The following is a 21,254-nucleotide window of genomic DNA, read 5'->3' on the forward strand; positions in this document are numbered from 1 at the left end:
GCCCGGGCCCCCGCGGGGGGGGGGGGCTGCGTTGTCTCCCCCCCTGTTTATGGGCGGGCGGGGCGCGCGGGGCCCCCCCAAACCCCCGGGGGGCCCCGGTTCCGCCCCCCGGTCCCCCGGGGGGCCACCCCCGCCCCCCTAGCCCCGACCTGAGCTTGATGTACGGAGATTTGTGATGAACGCAGCACCCCAGGAAGTCGTCGCGGCACTCCGGGATTCCCTCAAGGAGATCCAGCGGCTGCGCCGGGAGAACCGGCAGCTGGTGGACGCCGGCCGCGAGCCGATCGCGATCGTCGGCATGGCCTGCCGCTACCCCGGCGAGGTGACCTCGCCCGAGGAGCTCTGGCAGCTGGTCGACGGGGGTGTGGACGCGATCTCCGGCTTCCCGGTCAACCGGGGCTGGGACGTCGAGGCGCTGTACGACCCCGACCCGGAGACGCCGGGCACCAGCTACGTCCGCGAGGGCGGCTTCCTGCACCGGGCCGATGAGTTCGACCCGGCGTTCTTCGGGATCAGCCCGCGCGAGGCGCTGGCCATGGACCCGCAGCAGCGGCTGCTGCTGGAGACCTCCTGGGAGGCCTTCGAGCGGGCCGGGATCGCGCCGACCTCGGTGCGCGGCAGCCGGGTCGGGGTGTTCGCCGGTATCGCGACCGCCGACTACGCGGCCCGCTTCCAGTCCGTTCCCGAGGAGGTGGAGGGCTACCTGGGCAACGGCAGCGCCGGCAGCGTGGCCTCCGGCCGGGTGGCGTACGCGCTGGGCCTGGAGGGCCCGGCCGTCACCGTGGACACCGCCTGCTCCTCCTCGCTGGTCGCGCTGCACCTGGCGGGCCAGGCCCTGCGCTCCGGCGAGTGCTCGCTGGCCCTGGCCGGCGGCGTCACGGTGCTCTCGACCCCGGCCGGCTTCGTGGAGTTCAGCCGCCAGCGCGGGCTGGCGCCGGACGGCCGCTGCAAGTCCTTCGCCGCCGCCGCGGACGGCACGGCCTGGGGCGAGGGCGTCGGCATGCTGCTGCTGGAGCGGCTCTCCGACGCCCGGCGCAACGGGCACCCGGTGCTGGCGCTGGTCCGCGGCTCGGGCATCAACCAGGACGGTGCGAGCAGCGGGCTGACCGCGCCGAACGGTCCCGCCCAGCAGCGGGTGATCCGGCAGGCGCTGGAGAGCGCCGGGCTGGCGGCCGGCGAGGTGGACGTGGTGGAGGCGCACGGCACCGGCACCACCCTCGGCGACCCGATCGAGGCCCAGGCGCTGCTGGCCGCCTACGGCCAGGACCGCGAACGGCCGCTGCTGCTGGGCTCGTTGAAGTCCAACATCGGCCACACCCAGGCCGCCGCCGGGGTCGGCGGCATCATCAAGATGGTCGAGGCGATGCGCCGGGGCACCGTCCCGCGCACCCTGCACGTGGACGAGCCGACGCCCGAGGTGGACTGGACGGCCGGGTCGGTCGAGCTGGTCACCGAGGCCCGGGACTGGCCGGAGACCGGCCGCCCGCGCCGGGCCGGGGTCTCCTCCTTCGGCGTCAGCGGCACCAACGCCCACGTCATCGTCGAGCAGGCGCCGGAGGCCCCGGCCGACCCGGAGGCCGAGGCGCGGGCCGGTACGGCGCCCGCGCTCGCCCCGCACCTGCTGTCGGCGAAGACCGTCCCCGCGCTGCGGGAGCAGGCCGCCCGGCTGCGCGCCCGGCTGGACGCGGACCCCGGGCTGGACCTCACCGACCTGGCCTACTCGCTGGCCACCGGCCGCGCGCGGTTCGCCCACCGGGCCGCCGTGGTCGCCGCGGACCGCGCCGAACTCGCCGCCGGGCTGGCCGCGGTGGCCGAGGGCGACGGGATCACCGCGACGACGACCGGCAAGACCGCGTTCCTGTTCACCGGCCAGGGCGCCCAACGCACCGGCATGGGAAGCGAGTTGTACGCGGCGTACCCGGCGTTCGCGGCGGCGTTCGACGAGGTCTGCGCCGAGCTGAACCAACATCTGGAGCGCCCGCTGCGCGAGGTGATCGCCGAGGGCGGCGAACTCCTGGACCGTACGGGCTGGACCCAGCCCGCGCTGTTCGCCGTCGAGGTCGCCCTCTACCGCCTGGTCGAATCCTGGGGCGTCCGGCCGCACTTCCTGGCCGGGCACTCGATCGGCGAGGTCGCGGCCTTCCACGTGGCCGGGGTGCTGTCCCTTCCGGATGCCGCCCGGCTCATCACCGCCCGTGCCCGTCTGATGGAGCACCTCCCCTCCGGCGGCGCCATGGTGGCGCTCCGGGCCACGGAGGAGGAGGTCCTGCCGCTGCTCACCGAGCGGGTCTCGATCGCCGCCGTCAACGGCCCCCGCTCCCTGGTCATCGCCGGTGACGCCACCGAAGTCCGGGCCGTCGCCGCACAGTTCGACAAGGCCCGCGAGCTGCGCGTCAGCCACGCCTTCCACTCCCCGCTCATGGAACCGATGCTCGACGAGTTCCGCGACGTCCTCGCCGAGCTGACCTACCACGCCCCCGCCGTCCCGATCGTCTCCACCCTCACCGGCGAACCCGCCACCACCGGGCACCTCACCGACCCCGACTACTGGATCCGCCACGCCCGCCACACCGTCCGCTTCCACGACGCCGTGGACGCGCTCCGGGCGAAGGGTGTCACCACCTTCCTGGAGCTCGGCCCCGACGCCGTGCTCACCGCCATGGGCCGGGACCACGGCGACGACGCCGACGAGGCCTTCGTGCCGGTGCTGCGGCGCGACCGGGCCGAGGTGCGGACCGCCGTGTCCGCCGTGGCGGCGCTGCACGGGCGCGGGGTGCGGGCCGACTGGGCGGCGTTCTTCGCCGGCTCCGGCGCGTGCCGGGTCGACCTGCCCACCTACGCCTTCCAGCGCCGCCGCTTCTGGCTGGACGCCGTGCCCGTCGCGGGCGCCGCCGACCCGGCGGACGCCTCCTTCTGGGCCGCCGTCGAGCAGCAGGACCTGGCCGCCCTCGGTTCGAGCCTCCGGCTGGCCGAGGAGGAGCAGCGCTCGCTGGGCGACCTGCTGCCCGCGCTCTCCTCCTGGCGGCGCGAGCGCCAGGACCGTTCGCTGCTGGACTCCTGGCGCTACCGGGTCGAGTGGCAGCGGCTCGCCGACCCGGCCGCCCCGCCCGTGCTCTCCGGCGACTGGCTGGCCGTCCTGCCGGCCGGCTGGACGGAGGAGGGCACCGGCGGCGCGCTGTCCGCGCTGCGGGCCCGCGGCGCGCGGGTGCTGACCGTCGCGGCGGCCGAGGGCGAGGACCGTGCCGGGCTGGCCGCCCGGTTGCGGGCCGCCGCCGGGGAGCGGCAGCCGGACGGCGTGCTCTCCCTGCTGGCCCTGGACGAGCGGGAGGCGCGGCCCGGGGTGCCGGCCGCGCTGCCCGACACCGTGCTGCTGCTGAACGCCCTGGACGAGGCCGGGCTGGACGCGCCGCTGTGGTGCGCGACCCGGGGCGCGGTGGCGGCCGGGACGGGCGACCGGGTCAGCCCCGCGCAGGCGCAGCTGTGGGGCCTGGGCCGGGTGGCGGCGCTGGAGTGCCCGGTGCGCTGGGGCGGCCTGGTCGATCTGCCGGAGACGGTGGACGGCAAGGCGGCCGACCGGCTGGCCGCGGTACTGGCGGGCGGATCCGGCGAGGACCAGGCCGCCGTCCGGGCGGACGGGCTGTACGCGCGCCGCCTGGTCCGGGCGGCCGGTGGCGCGGCGGGCCGCGAGTGGCGGCCGCGCGGCACCGTGCTGGTGACCGGCGGTACCGGCGCGCTGGGGGCCCGGATCGGGCGCTGGCTGGCCGCGAACGGCGCGGAGCACGTGGTGCTGACCGGCCGTCGGGGCGGTGCGGCCGCCGGGGCCGCCGCGCTGGAGGCCGAGCTGTCCGCGCTGGGCGCCCGGGTCACGGTGGCGGCCTGCGACGTCGCGGACCGCGCGGCGCTGGCCGGGCTGCTGGACGGGCTCGGCCCGCTGAGCGCCGTGGTGCACGCGGCCGGCTCGGGGGCGATGGGCCCGCTGCGCGAGCTCGACGCGGACGCGCTGGCCGCCTCCGGCGCCGCCAAGGTGACCGGAGCGGCGCACCTGGACGAGCTGCTGGACGGGCAGGAGCTGGACGCCTTCGTGCTGATGTCCTCCGTCGCCGGGGTCTGGGGCGGCGGCGGCCAGGCCGCGTACGGCGCGGCGAACGCGTTCCTGGACGCGCTGGCCGAGCAGCGCCGGGCGCGTGGCCTGACGGCCACCTCGGTGGCCTGGGGCCCGTGGGCCGGGGAGGGCATGTCGGCCGGTCAGGAGGGGCCGCTGCGGCGGATGGGCCTCGGCGCGCTGGCGCCGGACCTCGCGGTCGCGGCCCTGCGGCAGGCGCTGGACCTGGACGACACGGCCGTGACCGTCACCGAGGTCGACTGGTCGCGCTTCCACCCCGGTTTCACCGCCGTCCGGCCGAGCCCGCTGCTGGGCGCGCTGGCCGAGGTGCGGGAGCTGGAGCGCGCCGAGGAGCGACCCGCGCCCGCCGACGACGCCGCCTCGGCGCTGCGCTCCGCCCTCGCCGGCCTGCCGGTCGCCGAGCGCTCCCGTTCCCTGGTGGAGCTGGTGAGCGGCCTGGCGGCGGAGGTCCTGGGCCACCCCACGGCCGACGGGATCGAGGTGGTCCGCCCGTTCCAGGAGCAGGGCTTCGACTCGCTGACGGCGGTGGAGCTGCGCGACCGGCTCGCCCGGTCGACCGGGGTGCGGCTGCCGAGCACCCTGCTGTTCGACCACCCGACCCCGGAGGCGGTGGCCGCCCGGCTGCTCGGCGAACTGCTCGGCGAGGACGGCTCGGCGGCCGCCCCGGCCGCCGGCCCGGTGGACGCCGGGGAGCCGATCGCGATCATCGGGATGAGCTGCCGCTACCCCGGCGGGGTCGGCTCGCCCGAGGAGCTGTGGCAGCTGGTCGCCCAGGGCCGGGACGCCGTCGGCGGCTTCCCGCAGGACCGCGGCTGGGACACCGCCGCGCTGTTCAGCGACGACCCCGAGCAGCCCGGCACCTGCTACGCCTCCGAGGGCGGGTTCCTGTACGACGCGGCCGGGTTCGACGCGGCGTTCTTCGGGATCAACCCGCGCGAGGCGCTGGCGACGGACCCGCAGCAGCGGCTGCTGCTGGAGACCTCCTGGGAGGCCTTCGAGCACGCGGGCGTGGACCCGGTGTCGGCGCGGGGCAGCCGGACGGGCGTCTTCACCGGCATCTCGTACCACGACTACGCGGCCCGCTTCAGCACCGTCCCGGAGGAGGTGGAGGGCTACCTGGGCAACGGCAGTTCGGCCAGCGTCGCCTCCGGCCGGATCGCCTACACCCTCGGCCTGGAGGGCCCGGCGGTGTCCGTGGACACGGCCTGCTCCTCCTCGCTGGTGGCGCTGCACCTGGCGGGCCAGGCCCTGCGCTCCGGCGAGTGCTCGCTGGCCCTGGCCGGCGGCGTCGCGGTGATGTCGACGCCGGGTTCGTTCATCGAGTTCAGCCGCCAGCGCGGGCTGGCGCCGGACGGGCGCTGCAAGGCGTTCGCCGAGGCCGCGGACGGCACCGGCTGGGGCGAGGGCGTCGGCATGCTGCTGCTGGAGCGGCTCTCCGACGCCCGGCGCAACGGGCACCCGGTGCTGGCGGTGCTGCGCGGCAGCGCCGTCAACCAGGACGGCGCCTCCAACGGGCTGACGGCCCCCAACGGCCCCTCCCAGGAGCGGGTGATCCGCCAGGCCCTCGACCGGGCCGGGCTGGCCGCCACCGAGGTCGACGTAGTGGAGGCGCACGGCACGGGCACCCGGCTGGGCGACCCGATCGAGGCGCAGGCACTGCTGGCCACCTACGGCCAGGACCGTGAACGGCCGCTGCTGCTGGGCTCGTTGAAGTCCAACATCGGCCACACCCAGGCCGCGGCCGGGGTCGGCGGCGTGATCAAGATGGTCGAGGCGATGCGCCGGGGCACCGTCCCGCGCACCCTGCACGTGGACGCGCCGTCCTCGCAGGTGGACTGGTCGGCGGGAGCGGTGGAGCTGCTCACCGAGGAGCGGGAGTGGCCGCGGACCGGCCGTCCGCGCCGGGCCGGCGTCTCCTCCTTCGGCGTCAGCGGCACCAACGCCCACGTCATCCTCGAACACGCCCCCGAGGAGCAGCCCGCCGACGAGGTGCCCGCCGAGGAGGCTCCCGCACCGGGCGCGCTCCCCTTCCTCCTCTCCGCCAAGACCGACCAGGCCCTGCGCGACCAGGCCCGCCGCCTGCGCGACCACCTGGACACCGAGGCCGCCTCGGCCGACCTCGGCCTCTCCCTCGCCGTCTCCCGCACACAGTTCACCCACCGCGCGGCCCTGGTGGCCGCCGACCCGGACGGCCTGCGGGCCGGACTGGAGGCGCTCGCGGCCGGCGAAGCGGCGCCCGAGCTGGTGCGCGGCACGGCCTCCCCCGGCCGCACGGCCTTCCTCTTCACCGGCCAGGGCGCCCAACGCGTGGGCATGGGCAGCGAGTTGTACGCGGCGTACCCGGTGTTCGCGGCGGCGTTCGACGAGGTCTGCGCCGAGCTGGACCGCCACCTGGAGCGCCCGCTGCGCGAGGTGATCGCCGAGGGCGGCGAACCCCTGGACCGTACGGGCTGGACCCAGCCGGCGCTGTTCGCCGTCGAGGTCGCCCTCTACCGCCTGGTCGAATCCTGGGGCGTGCGGCCCGACTTCCTGGCCGGGCACTCCGTCGGCGAGCTGGCCGCCGCGCACGCGGCCGGGGTGCTGTCGCTGGCCGACGCCGCCACGCTGGTCGCCGCCCGCGGCCGGCTGATGGAGCGACTGCCCTCCGGCGGCGCGATGGTGGCCGTGGAGGCCGCCGAGGCCGAGGTGCTGCCGCTGCTCGGTGGCGAGGTGGCCGTGGCCGCCGTCAACGGCCCGCGCGCCACCGTGCTGGCGGGCCCGGAGGAGGCCGTCCTGCGGATCGCCGGGCAGCTCGCCGACGCCGGGCACCGCACCCGGCGGCTGCGGGTCAGCCACGCCTTCCACTCCCCGCTGATGGACCCGATGCTGGCGGAGTTCCGCGAGGTCGCGGCGGCGCTGACGTACCACGAGCCGCGGATCCCGGTGGTCTCCGGCACCGGCCGCCCGGTGGCCGCCGAGGAGCTGTGCACGGCGGAGTACTGGGTCGGCCAGATCCGTGCCGCCGTCCGCTTCGACGACGTGTTCCGGCGGCTGGCCGCCGACGGGGTGAGCCGGTACCTGGAGCTGGGCCCGGACGGCGTGCTGACCGCGATGGGCCAGGACTGCCTGGCCGTGGCGGCGCCCGAGGGCGGCTTCGCCCTGCTGCCCGCGCTGCGCCGGGACCGGCCGGAGGCCGCGGCCCTGGTCCGGGCGGTCGGCGCGCTGCACACGCTCGGCGCGGAGGTGGACTGGCCGGCCTTCTTCGCCGCGGCCGGAGCCGCCGCGTCCCGCCGTGTGGAGCTGCCCACCTACGCCTTCCAGCGCGAGCGGTTCTGGCTGGACGGCCCCGCCCCGGCGGCCGACCCGGTGGACACCGCCTTCTGGGCGGCCGTCGAGCAGCAGGACCTGGCCGCGCTCGGCGCGAGCCTCCGGCTGGCCGAGGAGGAGCAGCGCTCGCTGGGCGAGGTGCTGCCCGCGCTGTCCTCCTGGCGCCACCGCAAGCGGGACGGCTCCCGGCTCGACTCCTGGCGCTACCGGGCGGGCTGGCAGCGGCTCCCGGAGCCGGCGGCCATCCTGCCGCGGGCCGACCGCCCGGCGGGCAGCTGGCTGGCCGTGCTGCCCGCCGGGGGCGCCCCGGCGGCCGTCGAGGGCGCCCTGGCGGCGCTGGAACGGCACGGTGCGGACCTGCTGCGGGTGACGGTCGGCCCGGACGGCCTCGACCGCGGCACCCTGGCGGGCCCGCTCCGGCAGGCCCTGGACGGCACGGCACCGACCGGGGTGCTCTCGCTGCTGGCCCTCGCGGACGGCGCCGACGAGCACACCGTCACCTCCGGCGCCGTGGCGCTGCTCCAGGCCCTCGGCGACCTCGCCCCGGACGCCCCGCTCTGGTGCGCGACCCGGGCCGGCGTGACGGTCGGCGGGCAGGTCGCGAGCCCGGCGCAGGCCGCGCTGTGGGGCCTGGGACGGGCCGCCGCGCTGGAGCACCCCGACCGCTGGGGCGGCCTGGTGGACCTGCCGGAGGAGTTCGACGGCCCGGCCGGGGACCGGCTGGCCGCGCTGCTGACGGGCGCGTCCGGCGAGGACCAGGTCGCGGTGCGGCCCGACGGCCTGTACGGGCGGCGGCTGCTGCCCGCGCCGTCGGCCCGGCGCGGCGACGCGCCCGGCTGGGACCCGGAGGGCACGGTGCTGATCACCGGCGGCACCGGCGCGCTCGGCGCCCGGCTGGCCCGCCACCTGGTCGCCGAGCACGGCGTCCGCCACCTGCTGCTCACCAGCCGCAGCGGGCCCGGGGCCCCGGGCGCGGCCGACCTGACCGCCGAACTCCGCGCCCTCGGCGCCACCGTGACCGTCACGGCCTGCGACGCCGCCGACCGCGACCGGCTCGCCGCGCTCCTCGCGGACATCCCGGCCGAGCACCCGCTCACCGCGGTGGTGCACGCCGCCGGGGTGCTCGACGACGGCGTGATCGACGCGCTGACCCCGGAGCGGCTGGCGACCGTCCTGCGGGCCAAGGCCGCCTCGGCCCGCCACCTGCACGAGCTGACCCTGGACCTGGAGCCGGCGGCCTTCGTGCTGTTCTCCTCCTTCAGCGGCACGCTCGGCGCCCCCGGGCAGGCCAACTACGCCGCCGCCAACGCCTACCTGGACGCCCTGGCCGAGCGGCGCGCGGCCCTCGGCCTGCCCGCCACCGCGGTGGCCTGGGGGCCGTGGGACGAGGGCGGCATGGCCGCCGGGGGCGAGGTGCTGGAGCGCGCCCGGCGCACCGGGGTGACCCCGCTGGCGCCGGAGTCGGGGCTGGCCGCCCTGGACGCCGCGCTGGCCCAGGGCGACACCGCGGTCGCCGTGGTGGACGTGGACTGGTCCCGGTTCGCGCCGGGGTTCGTCGCGGCCAGGCCCAGCCGGCTGCTCGCCGAGCTCCCGGCCGTCCGGGCGCTGGCCCCGGAGCGGGACGGCCCGGCCGCCGCGGCCGAGGACGGGAACGCGCTGGCGGCCAGGCTGGCCGGCGTCTCCGGGGCGGAGCGCGAACGCGTCCTGCTGGAGCTGGTCCGCCGGCTCACCGCCGAGGTGCTCGGGCACCGCGGGCCGGAGGCGGTGGAGCCCCGGAAGGGGTTCCTGGAGCTGGGGTTCGACTCGCTGACGGCGGTCGAACTGCGCAACCGCCTCGGCGGCGCCACCGGCCTCCCGCTGCCCGCCACGCTGCTCTTCGACCACCCGGACCCGGTGGCGCTGGCCGCCCTGCTGGCGGGCCGGCTGGCCCCGGTGGAGGACACCGCCGGGGAACCGGACCTGTTCGCCGGGCTGGACGCGCTGGAGGCGGCGCTCACGGACGCCGGGCTGGACGACGAGGACGGCCGCCGGGTCACCGTCAGGCTGGAGACCCTGCTGGCCAAGTGGCGCGAGTTCAGGGGTGCAGGGGTGGCGGTCAGGGGTGTCCCGGCCCCGGGTGCGGCTGCCACTGTCGAGGCGGACCTCGAACTGCAAGCCGCATCGGTGGATGAGGTGCTCTCCCTGATAGATGCGGAATTCGGCCTCTGAGCGGACAACCGCTGCCTGGAAGGTGTGCAATGCCGACGGATGACAAGGTCGTCGATTACCTCAAGAAGGTGACCGCAGACCTGCGGCGGACGCGTCAGCGGGTCCGCGAGCTGGAGGCCGCGGAGCACGAGCCGATCGCGATCGTCGCGATGAGCTGCCGCTTCCCCGGCGACGTCGGGACACCCGAGGAGCTGTGGCGGCTGCTCGCCGACGGCCGTGACGCGGTCGGCGGGTTCCCCGCCGACCGCGGCTGGGACACCGACCGGCTGCTCGGCGGCAACGCCGACGGCACCGGCGCCTCGTACGTCCGCGAGGGCGCGTTCCTGTACGGGGCCTCGCGGTTCGACGCGGGGTTCTTCGGGATCAGCCCGCGCGAGGCACTGGTCATGGACCCGCAGCAGCGGCTGCTGCTGGAGACCTCCTGGGAGGCCTTCGAGCGGGCCGGCATCGACCCGCGGTCGCTGCGCGGCAGCCGGACCGGCGTCTTCGCCGGCACCAACGGGCAGGACTACGCGGCGCTGGTGACCAGGGCCCCGGAGGCGGCCGAGGGGTACCTGGCGACCGGCATCGGCGCCAGTGTGGTCTCCGGCCGCATCTCCTACACCTTCGGCCTCGAGGGCCCGGCGGTCACCGTGGACACCGCCTGCTCCGCCTCGCTGGTCTCCCTCCACCTCGCCGTCCAGGCGCTCCGCCAGGGCGAGTGCTCGCTCGCTCTGGCGGGCGGGGTCACGGTGATGTCGACCCCGCTGTCCTTCGTGGAGTTCTCCAAGCAGCGCGGGCTCGCCGCGGACGGGCGCTGCAAGGCGTTCGCCGAGGCCGCGGACGGCACCGGCTGGGGCGAGGGCGCCGGCATGCTGCTGCTGGAGCGGCTCTCCGACGCCCGCCGCAACGGCCACCCGGTGCTCGCGGTGGTCCGCGGCAGCGCCGTCAACCAGGACGGCGCGTCCAGCGGTCTGACCGCCCCCAACGGCCCCTCCCAGCAGCGGGTCGTCCGCCAGGCCCTGGAGAACGCCCGGCTCTCCACCACCGACGTGGACGCCGTCGAGGCGCACGGCACCGGCACCCGGCTCGGCGACCCGATCGAGGCCCAGGCCCTGCTGGCCACCTACGGGCAGGACCGCGAACGGCCGCTGCTGCTCGGCTCGGTGAAGTCCAACATCGGGCACACCCAGGCCGCCGCCGGGGTGGCCGGCGTGATGAAGATGGTGCTGGCCATGCGGCACGGCCTGCTGCCGCGGACCCTGCACGTGGACGCGCCGTCCTCGCAGGTGGACTGGTCGGCGGGCGCGGTGGAGCTGCTCACCGAGGCCCGGGAGTGGCCGGAGACCGGCCGCCCGCGCCGGGCCGGCGTCTCCTCCTTCGGCGTCAGCGGCACCAACGCCCACGTCATCCTCGAACAGGCCCCCGAGGAGCAGCCCCCGCCGGCCGCACCGACCGGGCACGGCGCCCTGCCCTTCCTCCTCTCCGCCAAGACCGACCAGGCGCTGCGCGACCAGGCCCGCCGCCTGCGCGACCACCTGGACACCGAGGCAGCCTCGGCCGACCTCGGCCTCTCCCTCGCCGTCTCCCGCACACAGTTCGCCCACCGCGCGGCCGTGGTCGCCGCGGACGGCGCCGAACTCGCCGCCGCCCTGGAGGCGTTCGCGGCCGGCGAGGAGCCCGCCCGACTGGTCTCCGGCACGGCCGACGTGACCGGCAAGACCGTCTTCGTCTTCCCCGGCCAGGGCTCGCAGTGGGTCGGGATGGCCGTCGAACTCCTCGACAGCGAGCCGGTGTTCGCCGCCCGGATCACCGAATGCGCCGACGCCCTCGCCGAGTTCACCGACTGGAAGCTCCTCGACGTCCTGCGCGGCGCCGAGGGCGCCCCCGGCTACGACCGGGTGGACGTCGTCCAGCCCGCCCTCTGGGCCGTCATGGTCTCCCTCGCCACCCTCTGGCAGGCGTACGGCGTCCAGCCCGACGCCGTCATCGGCCACTCCCAGGGCGAGATCGCCGCCGCCACCGTCGCCGGCGCGCTCTCCCTCCGGGACGGCGCCCGGGTCGTGGCCCTGCGCTCCCAGGCCATCACCGCCATCGCCGGGGCCGGTGGCATGGTCTCCGTCGCCCAGCCCGCCGGGGAGATCGACCTCACCCCCTGGCAGGACCGGATCTCCGTCGCCGCCGTCAACGGCCCCTCGTCCACGGTCGTGGCCGGGGACGCCGACGCCCTGGACGAGCTCCAGGCCGCCCTCGACGCCCGGGGCGTCCACGCCCGCCGCGTCCCCGTCGACTACGCCTCGCACTCCGCCCACGTCGAGCGGATCCAGGACGAGCTGCTCACCCTGCTCGCCCCGGTCGCCCCCCGGACCTCCGAGGTGCCGTTCTACTCGACCGTGGACGACGCCTGGCTGGACACCGTCCGGCTGGACGCCGCGTACTGGTACCGCAACCTGCGCCGGACCGTCCGGCTGGAGGAGGCCGTCCGCGCCCTCGCCGCCGACGGCCACGCCTTCTTCGTCGAGGTCAGCCCGCACCCGGTGCTCGCCTCCGCCGTGCAGGACACCCTGGACGCCGCCGAGGCCACCGCCGTCGCGGCCGGCACCCTGCGCCGCGACCACGGCGGCCCCGCCCGGTTCCGTTCGGCGCTCGCCGCCCTGCACGTCCGGGGGCGCACGGTCGACTGGCCGGCCGTCTTCCCCGGCGCGCGACGGACCGACCTGCCCACCTACCCCTTCCAGCACGAGCGGTACTGGCTGGAGGCCACCGCTTCCGGCGGGGACGCCGTCGACCTCGGCCTCGGCTCCGCCGACCACCCGCTGCTCGGCGCCTCGCTCACCCTCGCCGACGACGACGGCCTGCTGCTCACCGGCCGGCTCTCGCTGCGCACCCACCCCTGGCTGGCCGACCACGCCGTGCTCGGCTCGGTCCTGCTGCCGGGCACCGCCTTCCTCGACCTGCTCGTCCACGCGGGCGACCAGGCCGGCTGCGACCGGGTCGACGAACTCGCCCTGGAGAGCCCGCTGGTGCTCCCGGAGACCGGCGGGATCGCCCTCCAGGTGCGGGTCGGCCCGGCCGACGAGAGCGGCCGGCGCGAGGTCACCGTCCACTCCCTCCGGGAGGACGCGCCGCTGGACGCGCCCTGGGTCCGGCACGCCAGCGGCTGGCTCGCCCAGGCCGCCGCACCGGCCGCCGCCGAGGACCTGACGGCCTGGCCGCCGGCCGGCGCCACCGCCGTCGACCTGGACGGCTACTACGAGCGGCTGGCCGCGGGCGGTCTCGGCTACGGCCCGGCCTTCCGCGGTCTGCGGGCCGCCTGGCTGGACGGCGACGACATCTACGCCGAGGTCCGGCTGCCCGAGGAGCAGCGCTCCCGGGCCGAGCGCTTCGGGCTGCACCCGGCGCTGCTGGACGCCGCCCTGCACGCGCTGGGCTGCGCCGTGGACGGCGGCGAGGGCCTGAACCTGCTGCCGTTCGCCTGGAGCGGGGTGACCCTGCACGCCTCCGGCGCGGCCGAGCTGCGCGTGCGGCTCAGCCGCACCGGCCGGGACAGCGTCTCGCTGCTGGTCGCCGACCGGTCCGGCGCCCCGGTGGCCACCGCCGACTCCTTCGTGCTGCGCCCGATCGGCGCCGTCGGCACGGCCGCCCGGCCCGCCACCCCCGACTCGCTGTTCCGGATCGACTGGACCGCCGTCCCGCTGCCCGAGGACACCGTCGAGCCGTACCGGACCGACGGCCTGGACGCGCTGCCCGCCGAGGTGCCGGCCACCGTCCTGGTGCCGGTCGACGCGCCGGCCGACGGCGGCACCGCCGACCAGGCCCGGGCCGTCACCCACCGGGTGCTGGAGCTGCTCCAGGCCTGGCTGGCCGAGGACCGCTTCGCGGGGTCCCGCCTGGTCCTGGCCACCAGCGGCGCCGTCGCCGCCCACCCCGGCGAGGCCGTCACCGCCCTGGCCTGCGCCCCGCTCTGGGGCCTGGTCCGCTCCGCGCAGTCCGAGAACCCGGACCGGATCGTCCTGGTCGACCTGGACGGCACCGCCGCCTCGGCCGCCGCGCTGCCCGCCGCCCTCGCCACCGGAGAGCCCCAACTCGCCCTGCGCGAGGGGACGGTGCTGGCCGCCCGGCTGGCCCGCGCGGCCACCTCCGGCGCGCTCACCCCGCCCGCCGGCGAGCCCTGGCGGCTGGACACCACCGGGCGCGGCACCCTGGACAACCTCGTCCTGGCCGCCTGTCCGGACACCCTGGAGCCGCTCGCCCCCGGCCACGTCCGGGTCGCCCTGCGGGCCGGCGGCCTCAACTTCCGCGACGTGCTCAACGCGCTCGGCATGTACCCCGGCCAGGCCGGCCTGCTCGGCAACGAGGGCGCCGGCGTCGTCCTGGAGGTCGCCGGGGACGTCACCGCGCTCGCCCCCGGCGACCGGGTGATGGGCATGTTCGCCGGCTCCTTCGGCACCACCGCGGTCACCGACCACCGGCTGCTGGTCCGGATCCCCCGGGGCTGGGACTTCACCGAGGCCGCGTCCACCCCGATCGTCTTCCTCACCGCCTACTACGCGCTGAAGGACCTGGCCGGGCTGCGCCCCGGCGAGTCCGTCCTGGTGCACGCCGCCGCCGGCGGCGTGGGCATGGCCGCCGTCCAGCTCGCCCGCCACCTGGGCGCCGAGGTGTACGGCACCGCCAGCCAGGGCAAGTGGGACGCGCTGCGGCCGCTCGGCCTGGACGACGCCCACCTGGCCGGCTCCCGCACCCTGGACTTCGGCCGCGAGTTCCTGGCGGCCACCGGCGGGCGCGGCGTGGACGTCGTGCTCAACGCCCTCGCCGGGGAGTTCGTCGACACCTCGCTCGGCCTGCTGCCCCGCGGCGGCCGGTTCGTCGAGATGGGCAAGACCGACATCCGGGACGCCGAGGAGGTCGCCGCCCGGCACCCCGGCGTCGCCTACCGCGCCTTCGAGCTGTTCGAGGCCGGCCCGGAGCGGATCGCCGCGATGCTCGCCGAGCTGGTCGACCTGTTCGAGGCCGGCGTGCTGCGGCCGCTGCCGATCACCACCTGGGACGTCCGCCGCTCGGTCGACGCCTTCCGGTACGTCAGCCAGGCCCGGCACACCGGCAAGGTCGTACTGACCGTGCCGCCCGCCCCCGACCCGGACGGCACCCTGCTGATCACCGGCGGCACCGGCACCCTCGGCTCCCTGCTCGCCCGCCACCTGGTCACCGAGCACGGCGTCCGCCACCTGCTGCTCACCAGCCGGACCGGCGCCGACGCCCCCGGCGCGGCCGGACTCACCGCCGAACTCCGCGCCCTCGGCGCCACCGTGACCGTCGCCGCCTGCGACGCCGCCGACCGCGACCGGCTCGCCGCCGTCCTCGCGGACATCCCCGCCGCGCACCCGCTCACCGGCGTGGTGCACACCGCCGGGGTGCTCGACGACGGCGTGATCGGCTCGCTCACCCCGGAGCGGATCGACGCGGTGCTGCGGCCCAAGGTCGACGGCGCGCTCAACCTGCACGAGCTGACGCTCGACCGGGACCTGGCCTGCTTCGTCCTGTTCTCCTCCGCCGCCGGTGTGCTCGGCGGCGCGGGCCAGGGCGGCTACGCCGCCGCCAACACCTTCCTGGACGCCCTCGCCCAGCACCGCCGGGCCCGCGGCCTGGCCGGCTCCGCGCTCGCCTGGGGCCTGTGGGAGCAGCGCAGCAGCATGACCGGGCACCTGGACGCCCGGGACGTCGAGCGGATGAGCGAGGGCGGCATGACCCCGCTCGGCTCGGAGCTCGGCATGGCCCTGTACGACGCGGCCGCCCTGCTGGACGAGCCGCTGCTGCTGCCCGCCGACCTCGACCTGTCCGCCCGGCGCGGCCGGGGCCCCGTCCCGGCGCTGCTGCGCGGCCTGCTCCGGGCCCCGGCCCGGCGCAAGGCCGAGGCGGTGTCCGGGCCGAGCGGCTCGGCGCTGACCCGCAGGCTGGCCGCCCTCCCCGAGGCGGACCGTACGGAGCTGCTGCTGGACCTGGTCCGCGGCCACGCGGCCTCGGTGCTCGGGCACGGCTCGGCGGAGGCGATCGACGCGGACCGCGCGTTCAAGGACCTCGGCTTCGACTCGCTGACGGCGGTGGAGCTGCGCAACCGGCTCGGCACCGCGACCGGGCTGCGCCTGCCCGCCACCCTGGTCTTCGACCACCCGAGCCCGACCGCGCTCGGCCGCCACCTGCGCGCCCGGCTGCTCGACGAGCAGGCCCCGGCGACCGCGGGACCGGCCGCGGCCACCGGCGCGACGGCCCGGGACGGCGACCAGGACACCATCGCGATCGTCGCGATGGGCTGCCGCTACCCCGGCGGGGTCGGCTCGCCCAAGGACCTGTGGCGGCTGCTGCGGGCCGGCGGCGACGCCCTGACCGGCTTCCCGGCCGACCGCGGCTGGGAGCCCGGCGGCCAGGGCGGGTTCCTGCACGACGCGGCCGAGTTCGACGCGGCCTTCTTCGGGATCAGCCCGCGCGAGGCGCTCGCCATGGACCCGCAGCAGCGGCTGCTGCTGGAGACCTCCTGGGAGGCCTTCGAGCGGGCGGGCATCGACCCGGCCTCGGTGCACGGCACCCGGGTCGGCGTGTTCACCGGCACCAGCGGCCAGGACTACGCCTCGCGGCTGCGCCGCGTCCCCGGCGAGGTCGAGGGCTACCTGGGCAACGGCAGCGCGGCCAGCGTGATCTCCGGCCGGGTGGCGTACACCTTCGGGCTCGAAGGCCCGGCGATCACCGTGGACACCGCCTGCTCCTCCTCGCTGGTGGCGCTGCACCTGGCGGCGGCCGCGCTGCGCCGCGGCGAGTGCGACCTGGCGCTGGCCGGCGGTGTGGCCGTGATGTCGACGCCCGGCCTGTTCGCCGAGTTCGACCGCCAGGGCGGCATGTCGGCGGACGGCCGCTGCAAGGCCTTCGCCGCCTCCGCCGACGGTACGGGCTTCGCCGAGGGCGTGGGCGTGCTGCTGGTCGAGCGGCTGTCGGACGCCCGCCGCAACGGGCACCCGGTGCTGGCGGTCGTCCGGGCCACCGCGATCAACCAGGACGGCGCCTCCAACGGGCTCACCGCCCCCAACGGCCCCGCGCAGGAGCGGGTGATCCGCGAGGCGCTGGCCGCCGCCGGCCTGGCTCCGGCCGAGGTCGACGCCGTCGAGGCGCACGGCACCGGCACCCGGCTCGGCGACCCGATCGAGGCCAACGCCCTGCTCGCCACCTACGGCCAGGGCCGCGAACTGCCGCTCCAGCTGGGCTCGTTGAAGTCCAACATCGGGCACTCCCAGGCCGCGGCCGGGGTCGGCGGCATCATCAAGATGGTGCTGGCGATGCACCACGGGGTGCTCCCCCGCACCCTGCACGTGGACGAGCCCACCCCGCACGTCGACTGGACGGCCGGATCGGTCGAGCTGCTCACCGAGGAGCGGGAGTGGCCCGAGACCGGCCGCCCGCGCCGGGCCGGCGTCTCCTCCTTCGGGATCAGCGGCACCAACGCCCACGTCATCGTCGAGCAGGCCCCCGAGGAGCAGCCCCCGCCGGCCGCGCCGACCGGGCACGGCGCCCTGCCGTTCCTCCTCTCGGCCCGCTCCGAGCAGGCGCTTTCCGCCCAGGCCGAGCGGCTGGCCGCCTTCCTGGCCGAGCGCCCGGAGGCCGTCCTGCCGGACCTCGCCCACTCGCTGACCGCCGCCCGGGCGGCGCTGCCGCACCGCGGCGCGGTGGTCGCCCGGGACCGCGAGGGCCTGCTGGACGGCCTGGCGGCCCTGGCCGCCGGCCGCGGCCCGCGCGGCACCGCCGCGACCGGGAAGACGGCCTTCCTCTTCACCGGCCAGGGCTCCCAACGCCCCGGCATGGGCCGGGAGTTGTACGACACCTACCCGGAGTTCGCGGACGCCTTCGACGCCGTCTGCGCCGAGCTGGACCGGCACCTGGAGCGGCCGCTGCGCGAGGTGGTGTTCCAGCAGGGCGAGCTGCTCGACCGGACCGGCTGGACCCAGCCCGCCCTGTTCGCCGTCGAGGTCGCCCTCTACCGCCTGGTCGAATCCTTCGGCGCGCGGCCGGACTTCGTCACCGGCCACTCGGTCGGCGAACTGGCCGCGGCCCACGTCGCCGGGGTGCTGTCGCTGGCCGACGCGGCCGCGCTGGTCGCCGCCCGCGGCCGGCTGATGGAGCAACTGCCTTCCGGCGGTGCGATGGTGGCGGTCCGCGCCACCGAGGAGGAGGTCCGGCCGCTGCTCACCGGGCAGGTCTCGCTGGCCGCGGTCAACGGCCCCGAGGCCGTGGTGATCGCCGGACCGGAGGAGCCGGCGCTGGCCGTCGCCGCCGCGCTCGCCGAGCGCGGGCGCAGCACCCGGCGGCTGCGGGTCAGCCACGCCTTCCACTCCCCGCTGATGGACCCGATGCTGGCGGAGTTCCGCGCCGTCGCCGAGTCGCTGACCTACCACCAGCCGCGGATCCCGCTGCCGGCCGAGGCCACCGACCCCGAGTACTGGGTGCGGCACGTCCGCGAGGCCGTCCGCTTCCACGACACGCTGCTCGCGCTCGCCGAGCGGGGCGTCACCACCTTCCTGGAGCTGGGCCCGGACGCGGTGCTCACCGCGGCCGGCCGGGAGAGCCTGCCCGGCTCCGGGTTCGCGCTGATCGCCGCCCAGCGCCGGGACCGGCCCGAGGAGCAGTCCCTGGTCGAGGCGCTGGCCGCGCTGCGGCTGCGCGGCGCCGCGGTCGACTGGTCGCGGCTGCTGCCCGGCGCCCGCCGGACCGAGCTGCCCACGTACGCCTTCCAGCGCGAGCGGTACTGGCTGGAGGACGACGGGGGCCCGGTCGGCCTGGCCGGGGCCGGACTCGGCTCGCCCGAGCACCCGATGCTCGGCGCGATGGCCGAACTGGCCGACGGCACGGGCTTCCTGTTCACCGGTTCGCTCTCCGAGCGGACCCACCCGTGGATCGCCGAGCACGGGGTGATGGGCCGCACCGTCGTCCCCGGCGTCGCCTACGCCGAGCTGGCCCTGCACGCCGCCGAGCAGGTGGGCTGCGACCGGGTCGAGGAGATCACCCACCTCGCGCCGCTGGTCCTGCCGCGCACCGGCAGCGTGCTGCTCCAGCTGCGGGTCGGCCCGGCCGACGCCGCGGGCCGGCGCCCGCTGGCCGTGCACTCGCGGCCGGAGGACGCCCCCGAGGGCGAGTGGACCCACCACGCCGACGCGGTGCTCGGCACCGGCGCCGGCGCCCCGGACTTCGACCTCCGGGCCTGGCCGCCGGCCGGCGCGGAGCAGGTCGACCTGACCGGCTTCTACCGGCGGGCCACCGAGACCGGCTTCGCGTACGGGCCGCTGTTCGCCGGTCTGACGGCGCTCTGGCGGCGCGGGGACGAGGTCTTCGCCGAGGTCGCGCTGCCCGAGGAGGGCCGTACGGCGGCCGCCCGGTTCGGCATCCACCCCGGCATGTTCGACGCGGTGCTCCAGGCGATGGCCGCCTCCACCCTGCTGGAGCGGATCTCCACCGACGAGGCCCCGCACGGCCGGCTGCCCTTCGCCTGGACGGGCGTCGAGCTGTACGCCTCCGGCGCCGCCGCCGTCCGGGCCCGGCTCACCCCGGCCCGCACCGGCGGGGTGGCCTTCGCCATCGCCGACGCCACCGGCGCGCCGGTCGCCTCGGTGGAGTCCCTGGTGATGCGTCCGGTCTCGCCGGAGGCGATCACCGGGGCCGGTACGGGCGGCCGGGACGCGCTCTACCGGGTCGAGCCGGCCGAGCTGCGGCTCCCGGCGGCCCCGGCCACGGCCGACTGGGCGGTACTCGGCGAGCCGGCCTTCGGCCTGCCGGGCCGGCCGGACCTGGCCGCCTTCGGCGCGGCCGCCCCGCACACCGTCCTGGTGCCCTGGACGGCCGGGGGCGAGGGCCCGCTCGCCGAGCGGGTGCACGCCGCCACCGGCCGGGCGCTGACCCTCCTCCAGGAGTGGCTCGCCGACCAGCGGTTCGCCGACTCGCGGCTGGTGTTCGTCACCCGGCACGCGGCCGGGGCCGACCTCCGGGACCTCGCGCACGCCCCGCTCTGGGGCCTGGTCCGCTCGGCCCAGGCCGAGCACCCCGGCCGGTTCGTCCTGGTCGACCTGGACGGGGACGAGGCCTCCGCCGCCGTCCTGCCCGCCGCGCTGGCCACCGACGAGCCCCAGCTGGTCGTCCGCCGGGGCACGGTCTCCGCGCCCCGGCTGGCCCGGGCCACCACCGCCGCCGACGCGACCGGCGACGCCACCGCCCCGGCCCTGCGCCCGGACGGCACGGTCCTGGTCACCGGAGCCACCGGTGCGCTCGGCCGGCTGGTCGCCCGCCACCTGGTCACCGCGCACGGCGTCCGCCGCCTGCTGCTCACCAGCCGCGGCGGCCCCCGGGCCGAGGGCGCGGACGAGCTCACCGCCGAACTCACCGCGCTCGGCGCCGAGGTCACCCTCGCCGCCTGCGACGCGGCCGACCGGACGGCCCTGGCGGCGCTGCTCTCCGCGCACGACGTCACCGCCGTGGTGCACACCGCCGGGGTGCTCGACGACGGCGTGCTCGACGCGCTCACCCCCGAGCGGGTCGCCACCGTCCTGCGCCCCAAGGTCGACGGCGCGGTCAACCTGCACGAGCTGACGGCCGACCGGGACCTGGACGCCTTCGTCCTGTTCTCCTCCGTCGCCGGGGTGCTCGGCGCCGCCGGCCAGGCCGGCTACGCCGCCGCCAACACCTTCCTCGACGCGCTCGCCCGCAGCCGCCGCGCCGACGGCCTGCCGGGCACCGCGATCGCCTGGGGCCCGTGGCAGCTCGACGACCCGGCGCACGCCGGCATGGCGGGCGGGCTCGGCAGGGCCGACCTCGGCCGGCTGGCCCGCGGCGGGATGGCGCCGCTCCAGGCGGAGCAGGGCCTGGAGCTGTTCGACGCCGCCCGGACCGGCGCCGACCCGCTGGCCGTCGCGGTCCGGCTGAACCCGGCCGCCTTCCGGGGCGCGGAGGTGCCGCCGATGCTGCGCGGCCTGGTCCGCGCCACCGGCCGGCGGGCCGCCGAGACCGGCGCCGGCCAGGACCCGGCCCGCCGGATCGCCGGCCTCACCGGGGAGCACCGGACCCGGGCCCTGCTCGACCTGGTGCGCACCCAGGTGGCCGACGTACTCGGACACGCCTCGGCGGAGTCCGTACAGGCCACCCGGGCGTTCAAGGAGATCGGCTTCGACTCGCTGACCGCCGTGGAGCTGCGCAGCCGGCTGCACGAGGCGACCGGGCTGCGGCTGCCGGCCACCCTGGTGTTCGACTACCCGACCCCGGCCGCGCTGGCCGGCTTCCTCGACGGGCGGCTGCCCCGGGAGGGAGCACCCCGGGAGGAGCCCGTCCTCGCCGAGCTGGACCGGCTGGAGGCCGCCCTGGAGCGGCGGCTGGCGGACGGCCACGCGCTCGACGGCCTGTCGCCGCGCCTGCGGGCCCTGCTCGACCGCCTGGACGGCCCGGACGCCTCCGCGGCCGGCCTGGCCGGGGACGACAGCGACCTCGACGCCGCCTCCGACGACGAGCTCTTCGCCCTCGTCGACTCCCTGGACTGATCCAGGACCCCCCCGCCGCCGGGCCGGCCCCCCTCCGGGGCACGGCCCGGCGGCCCCCCGGACACGCCCGGACGCGG

The 21,254-nt window shown here is 77.5% G+C and carries 2 protein-coding genes; both read left to right on the top strand.

Features of this window, described 5'->3' with window-relative positions; genetic code table 11:
* The first annotated feature begins 175 nt into the window (after nt 1-175).
* Nucleotides 176-9,637 (top strand): type I polyketide synthase, encoded by a 9,462-nt coding sequence (locus ACFVU7_RS41620; RefSeq protein ID WP_388051514.1) that lies wholly within the window; start codon nt 176-178, stop codon nt 9,635-9,637.
* 29 nt (nt 9,638-9,666) lie between these two features.
* Nucleotides 9,667-21,177 (top strand): SDR family NAD(P)-dependent oxidoreductase, encoded by an 11,511-nt coding sequence (locus ACFVU7_RS41625; RefSeq protein WP_388051517.1) that lies wholly within the window; start codon nt 9,667-9,669, stop codon nt 21,175-21,177.
* Nucleotides 21,178-21,254: the final 77 nt, after the last annotated feature.

The sequence above is a fragment of the Kitasatospora sp. NPDC058046 genome (assembly GCF_042885595.1).
GTDB lineage: Bacteria > Actinomycetota > Actinomycetes > Streptomycetales > Streptomycetaceae > Kitasatospora.

What these genes read in the sequence shown, in the direction of transcription:
- ACFVU7_RS41620 (WP_388051514.1), top strand. Translation starts at nt 176, where the DNA reads ATGAACGCAGCACCCCAGGAAGTCGTCGCGGCACTCCGGGATTCCCTC.
- ACFVU7_RS41625 (WP_388051517.1), top strand. Translation starts at nt 9,667, where the DNA reads ATGCCGACGGATGACAAGGTCGTCGATTACCTCAAGAAGGTGACCGCA.